Annotated in this window: 12 protein-coding genes; 11 read left to right on the forward strand and 1 reads right to left on the reverse strand. The window is 67.4% G+C overall.

The annotated features are described in order from the left end of the window. Nucleotides 1-64: 64 nt before the first annotated feature. A complete protein-coding gene (locus tag AC3WTC_RS10310; RefSeq protein ID WP_492711386.1) occupies nucleotides 65-2,146 on the forward strand; it encodes an SMP-30/gluconolactonase/LRE family protein in 2,082 nt (693 codons plus the stop codon). Here AC3WTC_RS10310 and AC3WTC_RS10315 read toward each other — a convergent pair. Further along, complete coding sequence (locus tag AC3WTC_RS10315; protein ID WP_025879187.1) at nucleotides 2,124-2,531, reverse strand: YciI family protein; 408 nt, start codon at nucleotides 2,529-2,531, stop codon at nucleotides 2,124-2,126. The genes AC3WTC_RS10310 and AC3WTC_RS10315 overlap by 23 nt on opposite strands. A 719-nt stretch (nucleotides 2,532-3,250) precedes the next feature. Here AC3WTC_RS10315 and AC3WTC_RS10320 point away from each other — a divergent pair. From AC3WTC_RS10320 to AC3WTC_RS10365, 10 genes are all read left to right on the forward strand, one after another. After that, nucleotides 3,251-3,667, forward strand: a complete 417-nt coding sequence (locus tag AC3WTC_RS10320) for a YciI family protein (RefSeq protein ID WP_117309414.1) — start codon at nucleotides 3,251-3,253, stop codon at nucleotides 3,665-3,667. A gap of 39 nt (nucleotides 3,668-3,706) precedes the next feature. Continuing rightward, nucleotides 3,707-4,129 carry a VOC family protein gene (locus tag AC3WTC_RS10325; protein ID WP_025878381.1) on the forward strand — a complete coding sequence of 141 codons (423 nt, stop codon included), beginning with the start codon at nucleotides 3,707-3,709 and terminating at the stop codon, nucleotides 4,127-4,129. 37 nt (nucleotides 4,130-4,166) lie between these two features. Continuing rightward, nucleotides 4,167-4,577, forward strand: coding sequence for a VOC family protein (locus tag AC3WTC_RS10330; RefSeq protein WP_025878382.1), 411 nt, complete (start codon nucleotides 4,167-4,169; stop codon nucleotides 4,575-4,577). Between the two features lie 24 nt (nucleotides 4,578-4,601). Beyond that, the gene (locus AC3WTC_RS10335) at nucleotides 4,602-4,958 is read left to right on the forward strand and encodes a DUF1428 domain-containing protein (RefSeq protein WP_025878383.1); all 357 of its coding nucleotides are present in this window, start codon (nucleotides 4,602-4,604) and stop codon (nucleotides 4,956-4,958) included. A gap of 45 nt (nucleotides 4,959-5,003) precedes the next feature. Continuing rightward, nucleotides 5,004-6,266: an RNA polymerase sigma factor gene (locus AC3WTC_RS10340; RefSeq protein WP_140228541.1), complete on the forward strand. Its 1,263-nt coding sequence runs from the start codon at nucleotides 5,004-5,006 to the stop codon at nucleotides 6,264-6,266. 107 nt (nucleotides 6,267-6,373) lie between these two features. Next, the gene (locus tag AC3WTC_RS10345; protein WP_025878385.1) at nucleotides 6,374-7,570 is read left to right on the forward strand and encodes a hypothetical protein; all 1,197 of its coding nucleotides are present in this window, start codon (nucleotides 6,374-6,376) and stop codon (nucleotides 7,568-7,570) included. After that, nucleotides 7,561-8,661 carry a hypothetical protein gene (locus tag AC3WTC_RS10350; RefSeq protein ID WP_025878386.1) on the forward strand — a complete coding sequence of 367 codons (1,101 nt, stop codon included), beginning with the start codon at nucleotides 7,561-7,563 and terminating at the stop codon, nucleotides 8,659-8,661. Before AC3WTC_RS10345 ends, AC3WTC_RS10350 begins: the two co-directional genes overlap by 10 nt. Nucleotides 8,662-8,795: 134 nt before the next feature. Then, nucleotides 8,796-9,470, forward strand: coding sequence for a hypothetical protein (locus AC3WTC_RS10355; protein WP_492711387.1), 675 nt, complete (start codon nucleotides 8,796-8,798; stop codon nucleotides 9,468-9,470). Nucleotides 9,471-9,486: 16 nt separating this feature from the next. After that, nucleotides 9,487-11,133, forward strand: a complete 1,647-nt coding sequence (locus tag AC3WTC_RS10360; protein ID WP_025878388.1) for a CsgG/HfaB family protein — start codon at nucleotides 9,487-9,489, stop codon at nucleotides 11,131-11,133. Nucleotides 11,134-11,528: 395 nt separating this feature from the next. Further along, entirely contained in the window at nucleotides 11,529-13,178 is a 1,650-nt protein-coding gene (locus AC3WTC_RS10365; protein ID WP_025878389.1) for a M28 family metallopeptidase, read from the forward strand. The last annotated feature ends 143 nt before the right edge of the window (nucleotides 13,179-13,321 follow it).

Below are 13,321 nucleotides of genomic sequence, written 5' to 3' on the forward strand. Positions count from 1 at the left end.
GGCAGCCGGGAGTGCAGCGACTATCGTCTGACCCTCTTCACGGTCTGGCAGGCGAACAGGAACGATGGCACGGCGGCATTGGATGGCGGCAGGCGTAGTGGTGGCAACAGCGGTGGCGCTGGCGGCAACCTGGTGGGAGTTTCCGGCATCGGGCCCGACAGTAGCGAGTGGTCCGGCCGCCACGCCGCTGGGCTGGACCGCACAGATCGAACTGCTGGCTGGTGATGGCCATCCCGGTGATCGCGATGGCGCCGCCGCACAGGCACGCTTTGCCGACCCCTACGCGCTGCTGGCCAGCGCCGATGGCAGCGTCTACTTCACCGATGCCGGTGACAACAACCGCATTCGCCGCCGCCTGCCCGATGGCCGTATTGAAACGGTAGCGGGGCAGGGCGAGGGTCGTGTTGATGGGCCTGCCCTGCAGGCAAGTTTCAACACGCCTTCGGGTATTGCCGCCGATGCGCAGGGCAACCTGTATGTGGCCGACACCGGCAATCATGCGATCCGGCGCGTCAGTACCGATGGACAGGTGACGACGCTGGCCGGTGGCCAGCAAGGCTTCGCCGATGGTCCTGCCGCGCAGGCGCGCTTCGATGGGCCGATGGGCATCGCCGTGGATGCGCAGGGACAGGTCTATGTGGCTGATACCTGGAATGACCGCATCCGGGTGATCGGTACCGATGGCAACGTGCGTACGTTGGCCGGCGGCGACCGCCCGGGCTTCGCCGATGCACTTGGCGCTGACGCTCGTTTCGATACGCCGGTGGCGCTGGCCTTCGATGCGCACGGCGCACTGCTGGTGGCCGATCTGTTCAACAACGCAGTGCGTCGCGTCGGCACCGATGGCATGGTCAGCACCGTCGTTGGCCGCGGGGAGGTCATCAATGGCCCGCTGTCACTGGCCACCACGCATGACGGCGTGCTGTACGTGGGTGACCTGGATGGACGCATCGTGCAGGTGACCCCGCAGGGGCATCAGCTGGCACTGCTGGGCAATGACCGCCTGCCACGCTTGGCGCGCCCCAGCGGTCTGGCGGTGGAGGCCGACGGCACCCTGCTGGTGGCCGATTCCGCGGCTTATCGCCTGCATCGCCTGCGCCCGTTGCCGGTGGGTGAACTGCCCGCACCGGCGCTGGTGGGCCCGGCCTCGGATGCGGCGCTGCCGGACAGTGGCGGGCGCTGGCCACTGGCACCGCAGGATGGCTGGCACGAAGTGGTCGGCACGCTCGGCGAGGTGCGCGGCACCTTCCAGGGCGAGAGCCGCCACCACCTGCACGGCGGCTTCGATGTGCGCGGCGATGTCGGCCAGACCGTGCTGGCGATCGCCGAGGGCAAGATCAGCAGCCCGATTGCCGCCTGGAGCCTCGGTGGGCAGGCTGAGGGCCTGGCCGTGGACCGGTTGAAATACATCCACATGCGCGTCGGTCGCACGCCACGCGGCGAACCGTTCGACGCGCGCTGGCAGCCGCTGTACGCCGAAGACGGCACGCTGGAGCGCATCCGCGTGCGCCGTGGTACACGCATCCACGTCGGCGACCGCCTGGGCAGCATCAACAACCAGGCGCACGTGCACCTGGCCGTGGGCCATGGCGGTTTCGAGACCAATGCGGTGGCGTTGGGGTTCAAGAACTATGCCGACCACTTCGCGCCGCGCATCACCGATGTGGCGCTGCTGGACGACAACGACCAGCCACTGGCCGCCGGCAGCGATGGCGTGGTGATGCTGGCCCGGCAGGGACGCGGCGTGCAGATCGTGGTGGAGGCCTGGGACCAGGTGGACAACAACCTGCCGCGTCGCCGGCTGGGGCCGTACCAGGTGGGCTACCAGATCCTCGATGCCGCCGGGCAGCCACTGCAGGGCTACGAGCAGCCGCGCTGGAACATCGTCTTCAACCGCATGCCACCGCAGAAGCAGGCGGTGAAAGTGGCTTACGCACCCGACAGCGGCATCACCGTGCATGGCAGCGCGGTCACCCGCTTCCGTTATCTGGTGACCAACACCGTGCGCGATGGGCTGATGGAAACCGGGCGCTGGCAGCCGGCGGCGTTGCCGCCGGGCGAGTACATCGTGCGTGCCAGTGCGCGCGACTACAGCGGCAACGAAGGCGTGGGCCCGCGCGACATCAGGGTACGGCTGCTGCCGTAGCCGCGGCCGGGGCGCCGCAGCGTTCGCGCTCGGCGTCCATGTCTTCCAGCGGCCGCACCTCGATGCTGCCGAAGCGCGCCCACGGGAAGCCCTGGGCGATACGCATGGCCTCATCGCGGTCACGAGCGACGATCAGGTTGAAGCCGGCCAGCAGTTCGCGGGTTTCGGCGAAGGGGCCATCGAGTACCCGGCTGTGGCCATCGCGCACGCGCAGGGTCTGTGCTGATTCGATCGGCTGCAGTTTCTGCGCGGCCAGCAACGTGCCTTCGGCCTGCAGTTTGTCGGCATGGGCGAGGCAGTCGCGCATCAACGTATTGAAGTCGTCGATGGGCAGTGTGCGCAGCAGTGACGGGTCGATGTAGATCAGAAGCAGGTACTGCTGCATGGCGGAGTCCTGGCGGGGGCGGGGGTCCATGATCGCGCAGGTTTGCGCGGGGGCATGCTGCACTGCGAAAGGCAGAGCGGGAAGCGCGCCTTCGGCGTGGATCGGCGAACGGCGGGGGCCCTCCGTGGTGGAAGCACAAGCACAAGCGTGAGCCATGGGATTGGCCGGGTGGGTAGGCGGGTCGGGGGACGCCGTGAACCCATCCCTGGGGGCTTGGCCGCGGCATCCATGCCGCGGACACCCCCGCCCCGCCTACCCACCCGGCCCTGGACAGTTTCCTGCGGCGTCTACCACGGAAAATCACAAACAAAGGCAAAAGCGGGTCGCTTCGCTCGCAAAGCCGAGGCTGCCAGCCAACCGCCTTTGCTGTTGCTTCTGCCTTTTTTTTCCTGATCTTCCCGTGGTGGATCGGAGGCAGGAATCTGTCCGTGGCCGGGCGGGTGGGTTGCGCAGGGGCGTAAGCGCCATGGATGGCGCGCCCGAGCCTACAGGGACGTATTCACGGCGTCCCCTGCGCAGCCCACTCGCCCGGCCAACCCACAGAGATGCAGCTCTTCACGACCAACCAACCCCACCACGGAGGGGCCCCGCCGTTCGCCGATCCCCGCCGAAGGCACGCTCTCCGCAGGAAAAATAATTTGCACGACGGTGTCGATCCTCGCGCCCCTGGTTCGTTGTAAGAGGGAAGGGCACGCACCCGCAGCCCAGCGGAGACCGCAATGAAAGTGATGGTGATCGTCAAAGCCAATGCCGATTCCGAAGCCGGGCGCATGCCCAGCGAACAGGAACTGGCCACCATGGGCGCCTACAACGAACAACTGGTGGCCGCCGGCATCATGCTTGCCGGGGAAGGCCTGCATGCCACCCAGCGCGGCCGGCGCGTCCATTTCGGTGGTGGTACGCCCCGGGTCGAGAGCGGCCCGTTCGGCCCGGCCGGCGAGCAGATCGCCGGGTTCTGGCTGTGGGAGGTGCGCTCGCTGGACGAGGCCACCGAATGGGCCAGCCGTGCGCCCTTCGGCGCGGGCGGTGCCCTCGAACTGCGCCCGTTGATCTCCGCCGAAGACTTCGGCGAAGCCTTCACCCCTGAATTACAGCAGCAGGAACAGCGTCTGCGTGAGCAGCTCGACCGTGCCTGAGCACGGCCGCGCATTCATCCCATCCTACGGAGCATTCCCATGAAACTGATTCCCTTCCTCGGCTTCAGCGGCCAGGCCCACGACGCAATGGCGTTCTACGCCAAGGCACTCGGCGGCCAGGTCACGTCGGAAATGAAGTACCGCGACATGCCGCCGTCCGACGGCTCGCCGGGCTGCAATGAAATGCCGGCCGACACCCTCGACCATGTGGCCCACAGCCAGCTGGAGATCGGCGCGGCGATCCTGATGGCAGCCGATGGTCCCGGCGGCGGCGAGGGTGGTTCGACCACCATCAACGTCGACGTGGACAGCATCGAAGAAGCCGAGCGCGTTTTCGCGGCGCTGGCCGAGGGTGGCCAGGTGCAGATGCCGATCGCCGAAACCTTCTGGGCCCACCGCTGGGGCATGTTGACCGACCGCTACGGCAAGCCGTGGATGGTCAACTGCATGAAGCAGCCCTGATTTTCCTTTTCTCCATCCATCGCAGGGAACCGCACCGATGAGTACACCGCAACCGCAGATGATCTTCGTCAACCTGCCCGTGCAGGATCTGGAAAAAGCCAAGGCGTTCTTCGCCGCGCTGGGCTACAGCTTCAACCCGGCCTTCACCGACGAGAATGCCGCCTGCATGGTGGTCAGCGAGAGCATCTTCGTGATGCTGCTGGTCAAGCCGTTCTTCCAGCAGTTCACCACCAAGGGCATCGCCGACGCGCATGCGCAGACCGAGGTGATCACCTGCCTGTCGGCTGACAGCCGCAAGGCGGTGGACGCCATGGTGGACAAGGCGCTGGCCGCCGGTGCCAGCGAACCGCAACCGGCGCGCGACTACGGTTTCATGTACCAGCGCGGCTTCCAGGACCTAGATGGGCACCTCTGGGAAATCGCACACATGGACGGCGAGCCGGGCTGAGCGGCCGCCGCAGGGAGAATCCCCATGGCTTACGTGGATGCTTACGTATTGCCGTGCCCGCAGGACAAGGTGGCGGCCTATCGCCGCCTTGCCCGCCAGGCCGGCGCAGTGTGGAAGGACCACGGCGCGCTGCAGTACATGGAATGCGTGGCCGATGACGTGCAACCCGGGAAATCGACCTCGTTCCCGCAGGCGGTGAAGCTCAAGCCGGGCGAAACGGTGATCGTGGCCTTCGTGGTGTTCCGCACGCGTGCCGCGCGCGACCGCATCAACAAGAAGGTGATGGCCGACCCGCGGCTGGCGCATATCGGCCCGAAGGACATGCCGTTCGATACCAAGCGCATGTTCTGGGGCGGCTTCAAGCCGATCGTGGAAGCGTGAACGCCGGCGCTTGTGCGGGCCGGGCCCGCATGCTGTGATCGGCGCATGCACGAGCCCGCCCTGAGCCAGCGCCTGGACACCCTCTGGCGGATGGAATCGCCAGTGTTGATCGCGCGCCTGGCGCGCCTGCTCGGCGGCGATGTCGGTCGTGCCGAAGAGCTGGCCCAGGACACCTGGCTGGCCGCGCTGGAGCGTTGGCCGGTGCAGGGCATCCCGGACAATCCTGGAGCCTGGCTGATGACCACCGCGCGCAACCGTGCCATCGATGTGCTGCGCCAGCACCGTCGGGTGGCGCAGCAGCATGCGCAATGGGGAGAGGAACTGCATCCGGCCGCATTGCCCGCGCCGGACGACAGCCAGGCGCTGGAAGACGACATCGGCGATGACCTGCTGCGGCTGATGTTCGTGGCCTGCCATCCAGTCCTGCCTGCCGACGCGCGGGTAGCGCTGAGCCTGCGCCTGCTGGGCGGGCTGACCACGACCGAGATCGCCCGCGCGTTCCTGCAGCCGGAGCCGACCATCGCCCAGCGCATCGTGCGTGCCAAGCGCACGTTGGCGCAGAAGCAGATCCCCTACGAAGTGCCGCGTGCCGATGCATTGCCGGAGCGACTGGCCTCGGTGCTGGAGGCGATCTACCTGGTGTTCAACGAAGGCTATGCAGCCAGTGCAGGCGACGACTGGATGCGACCGGCGCTGTGCGCTGAGGCGCTGCGGCTGGCGCGCATCCTCGCCCATCGCATGTCGGTGCCGCCGGTACTGGGTCTGTTGGCGCTGATGGAACTGCAGGCCTCGCGCGCGGCGGCACGGGTGGATGCGCAGGGTGCGCCGATCCTGCTGGACCAGCAGAACCGGGCGCGCTGGGACTGGCTGCAGATCGAACGCGGCCAGCAGGCACTGGCGCGTGCGGTGTCGGCGGGTGGCGGCGATGACCCCTATGTGCTGCAAGCGCGGATCGCTTTCTGCCATGCCAGTGCGCGGCGTGCCGAAGACACCGACTGGGCGCGCATCGCTGCACTGTATGCGCAGCTGCTGCAGGTAATGCCATCGCCGGTGGTGGCATTGAACCGGGTGGTGGCGGTGTCGCGCAGCGAAGGCGCGTTCGCGGCATGGGCACTGTTGCAGCCGCTGCTGGATGAGCCCCGCCTGCAGGGCTACGCACCGCTGATGGTGGTGCGCGGCGAACTGCTGCAGCAGCTGGGACGTGAGCAGGACGCGCGTGACGCATTCGCCTCGGCAGCGGCGTTGAGCCAGAACCAGGCAGAGCGGACCCTGCTGCGGCAACGGGCCGGCCTGCCGCAGGAAAATTGAAGCCGACAAGGTCAGCACTTGTCGGTTTGCCCCGGAGCGGCTATGTTTCGCGCCCAGCGGGCGTGTTCGCGCCTGTCATTCGTGTGTCGTGACCGAGGAGCGGTTGGATGTTTTCAAGGACGAAGAGCGCACCGCGCGCTTTTGCGCGCCTGCTTGCCTATGCCCTGTGCCTGGCCGTATGGCCGTTGGCCAGCCAGGCCGCAGACAAATCGCAGCAGGCCTACTGGGCCGGCTTTGCCTATACCGCTGACGCCGCCGCCGTACAGGCGACCACCCCGCATGCGCATGCCGTGCTGGAAAAGCGTGGCCTGATTCCGCTCAACCAGACCCTGGCACAGGCGCTCAAGCGCCGCGCACCGGCCAACCTGGAACTGATCGACCAGCCGGTGGCGATGCTCGATGGCACCACCAGCGCCGTGGTGCTGGCCGCTGCGCTGGACCGCGAGCTGGTATCGGTCGAACCGATCGGCGACCAGTACAAGGTGCTGGTGGAAGTGGCACTGCAGGCGCTGTTCTTCGATTTCCGCGAGCGCCAGGTGATCGCCTCCTATCCGCTTACCCTGCAGCGCATCGACGTGCAGGAGTACCGCCCGGACAGCGACGATATCGATGCGATCGTCGCCGATCTGCTGTACGGCGGTGCCGATACCAGCCTGTCGCAGGTGCTGGCCACCACCCTGGCCCAGGCCAAACTGCCGGAAGCGGCCACGCGTCGCCTGCAGGTGGGTGCGGTGACCTTGTCCGACGCCACGCTGGCCAAGCTGCCCGACCCGAAGTGGGCCGGTCCGCTGCGCGCCACGCTGGCCCATGAGCTGTCCAAGACGCTGTCGTCCAATACCGGTGTCGGCCTGCTGCCGCCGGCCTCGGGCCAGGCGATCGGCGGTGCCATGGCCGCGCGCTTTGCCGACGGCAAGGTCTACCAGCTGAAGATCCCCGAGGCCGACTACGTCATCAGCCTGCAGGTGGATGCGCTGAAGAACGGCGTCATCAGTGAAACGCCGGCGATGAAGACGATGCTGTTCGGCGCGTTCTTCACCGCCAAGGTCACCGAGCCGTTCTCCGGCAAGGTGTACTTCGAACAGCCGCTGCGCAAGGGCGCCACCAAGGTGGTGCCGGTCACGCAGTGGCAGGTCGACCAGTGGTCGGCCAGCTACGAAACCCTGCTGGCAGGCTTCGATGCCTTCGCCGGCGCCGCCGCCAAGCGTGCCGATTCGCGCGCCTGGCTGGACGAGCAGAAGCCCGGCGGACGCCCGCTGCAGCAACAGACCCAAGCCCTCCAGGAGTTGATCAAATCATGTCGTTGATGCGTACCATCCTGCTCATCCTCATCGCCCTGGCGGTGGCCTCGCCGGTCGCCGCGCAGACCGCCAGCTCGCGCGGTACCGGTTCGGCCAGCTACAGCCTGCGCCTGAGTGCCGATACACGTGCGCAGGCCCTGAACAAGGCCAAGGCCAATGCACTGGAGGCGTACATCGCCGAATCCGGTGCGGCCAAGCTGCGCCTGTTCGAATCGCGTCGCGCCGAGTTCCTCGGTGAAATCGACCGCTACGTGCTCAGCGCCGTGCAGCTGTCGGACAACGAAGACAAGAAGGCCAAGACCTACAGCGTCACCGTCCGCGCCGAAATCAACACCACCCTGCTGCAGACCAAGCTGGATGCCGGTTCGGCCGTGGCCGGTGCCACCGCCGCACAGCGCTCGCTGCTGACCTTCCTGTTCATGGCGCGCTCGCAGGACACCGTGCAGTCGTTCCAGGACAAGGAATACCGCCGCGTCGACGCCAGCAGCAGCTACAGCGAGAACACCCGTGAGGGCGACAGCTTCCGCGGCAACTCGGTCAGCACCAACGGCAGCATCAACCAGAACGGTTCGGTGTCGGTTACCAGCGGCGGCAGCACCACCGCCCGCAGCGACAACATCAGCTGGAAGGTGGCCAACGCCGCCGAAGTCAACACGGCCATGACCGGTGCCTTCAGCGCCGCCGGCTACGAAGTGGTTGAAGCCGAATACGTGGAAGGCGAGTCGCGCGGCCTGCTCAGCATCGAGCGCATCCGCAAGGACTTCAGCACCGGCAACGATCTCTCCGCGGCCACCCTGCGCGATACCGCCAACGGCATCCGCGCGGCGAACATCCCGTACATCGCCGTCGGTACCCTCGACGTCGGCATGCGCGACCGTGATCCGGCCAGCGGCAACACCCGCGTGTTCGTCACTGTCACCGGCAAGGTGCTGGACGTGACCGGTCGCTTCCCGCGCACCGTGTCGTCGGTGGGCCCGGTGCAGTTCTCCGGTACCGGCCCGAACGAAACCGTCGCCCGCACCAATGCACTGCAGCTGGCTGCCGAAAAGGCCGCCCAGCAGATGATCAACGAACTGAACGTCAAGGCGGTCCGCTGACGTTACCGCTGCGCTCGCCGGGCATGGCCCGGCGTTACCGGCCCTGGTGGGTGCCGAGCGTGCTCGGCACTGACCCGCTGCTATCCCCGATCCCGCGCGCCGCATTGCGGCCGTCTCTCCCAAAGGACTCTTCCATGTTCCGTAATACCGCTCTCGTCGTTGCCATCGCGGCCGCCACCCTGTCGATGCCGGCCCACGCCCAGTTCGGCAAGCTGAAGGACCTGGCCGGTGGCGCCACCGGCAGCTCCAGCAGCAGCGCCAGCGCTGCCGCCCCGGACGAAGCCGCGCAGGAAGCGCTGGTCCGTCGTTTCGTCAGCTCGCAGTCGCACTCGCTGCAGGCACAGACCTCCTTCGCCCGTGCCTTCGGCCTGGCCGAGCAGGTGCAGCTGCTGGAAGCCGAGCGCCAAGCGCTGTCGTCCGGTTCGGTGAACGTCGATGCGATGAAGAAGTCGGTGTCGGTCAGCGAAGCCGCCCAGGCCGCCATCGACGAGCGCCAGGCCGCACAGCCGGAACTGAACGCTGAATCCAAGCAGCACTACGCCGAAGGCCTGGTCTCGCTGCTGGCCTCGGCTGCCGAAGCACAGAAGCTGAGCGGCGAAGCCAGCGGCTTTGCGGCCGGCATGAAGAACCTGGGCGCCACCCAGATGGCCACCGTTGGCCGCAAGCTGGCCGCCGGTGCCTGGGTTGCCAAGGAATCGCCGGGCTTCATCAAGGGCCTGTACGGCTCGACCAAGTCGGCTGTGACCTTCGCCAAGAAGAGCAAGGTGAAGGTGCCGTCCAACGCCGATTCGATGCTGGATTCGCTCTGATACGAGGCAGCTCCGCATGCGTACGACGACTCGATTGATCGGCCTGGGCCTGGCAGCGGCCCTGCTGGCAGCCTGCGGCAAGCAGGATGCACCGGCAGAAACCGCTCCGGCCAAGGACAAGGCTGCCAGTGCACTGGCCAGCAATGCGCCGGTGCAGGAAGCGCCCCTGCGTGGCACGCCGGATTTCGGCGGCACCACCCAGGTCGCGCGTGAGGCCGACGGTATCGGCAGCACCCCGGAACTGGCGGTGCTGGCGGCATTGCAGTCGGCCGTGGCCCAGGTCAACGGCGTACGCGTGGCCAGCCAGATGCAGAGCCTGCGCGCAGGCCTGCATGTGGACGTGGACGGTGAACACGTCGGCGATATCCGCGCCGACGCGTTCTCCCAGCAGATGATTGCCGGCTCGCAGGGCGCGGTGCTGGGCTATGAAATCCTCTCGCAGGATGAAGTGAGCCAGCTCGACGAAGAAACCATCGCCCGCGTGCGCGCCAGCGACGAAGGCTGGAGCTTCAAGGGTTCGGCCTCGGCCAGCGCTTCCGGCGAAGCCTCCGCCAAGGGCGGCTCGGCCTCGGCCAGCGTCAAGGAAAACTACGAAGAGCAGGTCAAGGTAGACGCCAAGCGCGGTGCCAGCTCCTTCGATTCGGACGTCACCCGGCGCAGCATGCGCAGTTACTGGAAGGTGCGTGTACGTGCGCAGATTGCCCAGTACCGCGCACCGGATGAAGAAGGCAAGCCGAAGATCGTGGTGGCCCTGCCGCGCACCAAGTCGGGCAGCTATGCCGTTGGCGATGGCCGGGTGAACGCCGACGAGGTCGCCCAGGCGATCCGTGCGCGGCTGTCCGACACGCTTACCCAGACCCAGCGCTTCATCGTGCTGGACCGCGAGTTCGGCGACGAGCTGCAGGCCGAGATCGACCACATCAACAGTGGCAACGTGCGCCTGCAGGACACCGCGCGCGTTGGCCAGCAGCTGGCGACCGACCTGATCCTGATTCCGACCATCGAGCGGTTTGAGTACCCGCGCAGCGTGCGCAACCTGCGCATGTCCGATCGCCAGGTGACCTCGTATTCCGGTGGCGGCCGCATCACCCTGCGCCTGGTCAACGCCACCACCGGCCAGGTGGTGATGTCCGACAGCTTCGACCATCAGTTGGCCTCGACCGGCCCGAGCACGCTGCCGCGCGTGGTCAATGGCCGCAGCATGGCCGCCTCGATGATGGACTCGCTGTCCGGGCAGATCGGCAGCACGATCGTCACCACGCTGTTCCCGGTGTCGGTGGTGTCCGTCGATGGCGACCAGGTGGTGCTGAGCCAGGGCGGTGACACCGTGCAGGTCGGCCAGCGCTGGCAGGCCGTGCGCCTGGGCGAAGAGCTGAAGGACCCGCAGACCGGCCGTTCGCTCGGCCGCAGCGAGCATCCGTGCTGCACCATCCGCATCGACCGCGTTGCCGCGCAGACGTCCTACGGCACCCTGGAAGAGGGCGTCGACGCGATGCGCGGTGGTTTCCGCCCCGGCCAGATCGAACTGCGCCAGAAGCTGGGCAGCAAGCCCAAGGCCGCCGCCGGCGCAACCGCATCGGCCGCCCCGGCCGCCGCAGCGCGCCCGGCCAGCAAGCCGAAGCCCAAACCCGCCGCCGCCCCGGCCGAAGACCCGAACTGGTAAGACACCTCGGTAATGCACAGATGGGGTCAGAGCTCTTTCCCACCGGGAAAGGGATCTGACCCCTTCTTGTTGCGTGTCGACCAAGGTCGACACCTACCAACAGCAGCAGATACCAAGAGCAGCGGGAAACTGTCGAAGGCGGGGTGGGGCAGCGTGCGGGGGCGTGAGCCGCATGGATGCGGCGACCGAGCTTACATGGACGTACTTGCAGCGCCCCCCGCACGCTGACGTGCCCCGCCTACCCTCAGGAAACCTGCTTCCGCTGTTGCCTGGGCTGTTGCTGTTGAGGTTGCCGGCCAGCGGCCGGCACTACCGCGGCTGCCGGGTGCAGGGCGCAGCCCTGCCGAACCTCTTACCCCTTACACTCCAGAACGATTTCCCTGCTGGAGAGAGCAATGAAGCGAGTAGTACTGGGCGTGCTGGCCCTGTCGGTGTCGAGCGCACTGATGGCGGCCACCCCGAAATTCGATGGCGCGCGGATCTCCGCCGACGTCAAGGAACTGGCCTCCGACGCCTACGAAGGCCGCTCCCCGGCCACCGCCGGCGAACAGAAGACCATCGCCTTCCTCAGCAAGCAGTTCGCCGACGCCGGCCTGCAGCCCGGCGGCGACCTGAAGGACGGCAAGCGCCTGTGGACCCAGGCCGTGCCGCTGCGCAAGGGCGACATCGTCGGCACCCCGCAGCTGTCGCTGCAGCAGGGCGGCAAGACCATCGCGCTGGAGCAGGGCAAGCAGATCGCCGTGCGTGCAGCCATGAACGGCGCCACCAACGTGGATATCAGCAAGGCACCGCTGGTGTTCCTCGGCTATGGCGTAAAGGCGCCGGAGCGCAACTGGGACGACTTCAAGGGCGTGGACCTGAAGGGCAAGATCGCCGTCGTGCTGATCAACGACCCGGACTTCGAAACCGGCAAGGGCGACTTCGACGGCAAGGGCATGACCTGGTATGGCCGTTGGCCGTACAAGTACGAAGAAGGCGCACGCCAGGGCGCACTCGGTGTGCTGATCGTGCATGAGACCGCCCCGGCGTCGTATGGCTGGGCCACGGTGGCCGGCTCCAACACCAACACCATGTTCGACGTGGTGCGCGACAATCCGGCTGACAGTCATCCGCTGCTGGAAGGCTGGATCCAGCGCGATCTGGCGGTCGAACTGTTCCGCTCGGCCGGGCAGGATTTCGAAGCGCTGAAGAAGAAGGCGCAGCAGCGTGACTTCACCCCGGTGCCGCTGACCGGCGCCAGCCTGGATGCGAAGTACGCGGTGAAGACCGAAGTGATCACCTCGCACAACGTGGCCGCGCGCCTGGAAGGCAGCACGCATCCGGACGAGACCGTCATCTACAGCGCGCATTGGGACCACATCGGCGTGGGCGAGCCCGACGCACGCGGCGACCGCATCTTCAACGGCGCGCTGGACAACGCCAGCGGCACCGCCTCGCTGATCGAACTGGCGCGTGGCTTCGCTAAGGCACCGCGTCCGCAGCGTTCGGTCGTGTTCCTGGCGGTAACTGCCGAGGAGAAGGGCCTGCTGGGTTCGGAGTACTACGCAACGCACCCGCTGTACCCGCTGGAAAAGACCGTGGCGATGATCAACATGGACGGCATGGCGCCGTTCGGCCCGTCGCGCGATTTCGGCATCTACGGCGCGGCGCGCTTCGAGCTGCTGGACCAGTTGAAGGACGTGGCCAAGGGCTGGGACATCCGCTACACGCCGGACCCGAAGCCGGAAGCCGGCCTGTTCTTCCGCTCCGACCACTTCCCGTTCGCCAAGCGTGGCGTGCCCGCGCTGTCCTGGTCGGCCGGGCAGGACTGGGTGGACGGTGGCGTCGCGGCGGGCAAGAAGGCGTCCGAGGACTACACCGCCAAGCGTTACCACCAGCAGGGCGACGAGTGGCAGCCGGACTGGGTGTTTGCAGGCGCTGCCCGCGACCTGGAAGTGCTGTACACCCTGGGCAACCAGCTGGCCAATTCGCGCAGCTGGCCGAACTGGAGCAAGGACGAGGCGTTCCGCGCCGTGCGTGACGCCAGCGCCGACCAGCGCAGATAACGGAATGCGCCGGGCTCACCCGGCGCCTCCCCGGTTGCCGGCCGCTGGCCGGCAACCCGGTGATGCCTGGTAGTGGGGGGGGGGGGGGGGGGGGGAGGGGGGGGGGGGGGGGGGGGGGTGGGGAGGGGGGGGGGGGGGGGGGG

The organism is Stenotrophomonas sp. FW305-C-20-S1 (genome assembly GCF_058783335.1).

What these genes read in the sequence shown, in the direction of transcription:
- AC3WTC_RS10310 (WP_492711386.1), top strand. Translation starts at nt 65, where the DNA reads ATGGCACGGCGGCATTGGATGGCGGCAGGCGTAGTGGTGGCAACAGCG.
- AC3WTC_RS10315 (WP_025879187.1), bottom strand. Translation starts at nt 2,531, where the DNA reads ATGCAGCAGTACCTGCTTCTGATCTACATCGACCCGTCACTGCTGCGC.
- AC3WTC_RS10320 (WP_117309414.1), top strand. Translation starts at nt 3,251, where the DNA reads ATGAAAGTGATGGTGATCGTCAAAGCCAATGCCGATTCCGAAGCCGGG.
- AC3WTC_RS10325 (WP_025878381.1), top strand. Translation starts at nt 3,707, where the DNA reads ATGAAACTGATTCCCTTCCTCGGCTTCAGCGGCCAGGCCCACGACGCA.
- AC3WTC_RS10330 (WP_025878382.1), top strand. Translation starts at nt 4,167, where the DNA reads ATGAGTACACCGCAACCGCAGATGATCTTCGTCAACCTGCCCGTGCAG.
- AC3WTC_RS10335 (WP_025878383.1), top strand. Translation starts at nt 4,602, where the DNA reads ATGGCTTACGTGGATGCTTACGTATTGCCGTGCCCGCAGGACAAGGTG.
- AC3WTC_RS10340 (WP_140228541.1), top strand. Translation starts at nt 5,004, where the DNA reads ATGCACGAGCCCGCCCTGAGCCAGCGCCTGGACACCCTCTGGCGGATG.
- AC3WTC_RS10345 (WP_025878385.1), top strand. Translation starts at nt 6,374, where the DNA reads ATGTTTTCAAGGACGAAGAGCGCACCGCGCGCTTTTGCGCGCCTGCTT.
- AC3WTC_RS10350 (WP_025878386.1), top strand. Translation starts at nt 7,561, where the DNA reads ATGTCGTTGATGCGTACCATCCTGCTCATCCTCATCGCCCTGGCGGTG.
- AC3WTC_RS10355 (WP_492711387.1), top strand. Translation starts at nt 8,796, where the DNA reads ATGTTCCGTAATACCGCTCTCGTCGTTGCCATCGCGGCCGCCACCCTG.
- AC3WTC_RS10360 (WP_025878388.1), top strand. Translation starts at nt 9,487, where the DNA reads ATGCGTACGACGACTCGATTGATCGGCCTGGGCCTGGCAGCGGCCCTG.
- AC3WTC_RS10365 (WP_025878389.1), top strand. Translation starts at nt 11,529, where the DNA reads ATGAAGCGAGTAGTACTGGGCGTGCTGGCCCTGTCGGTGTCGAGCGCA.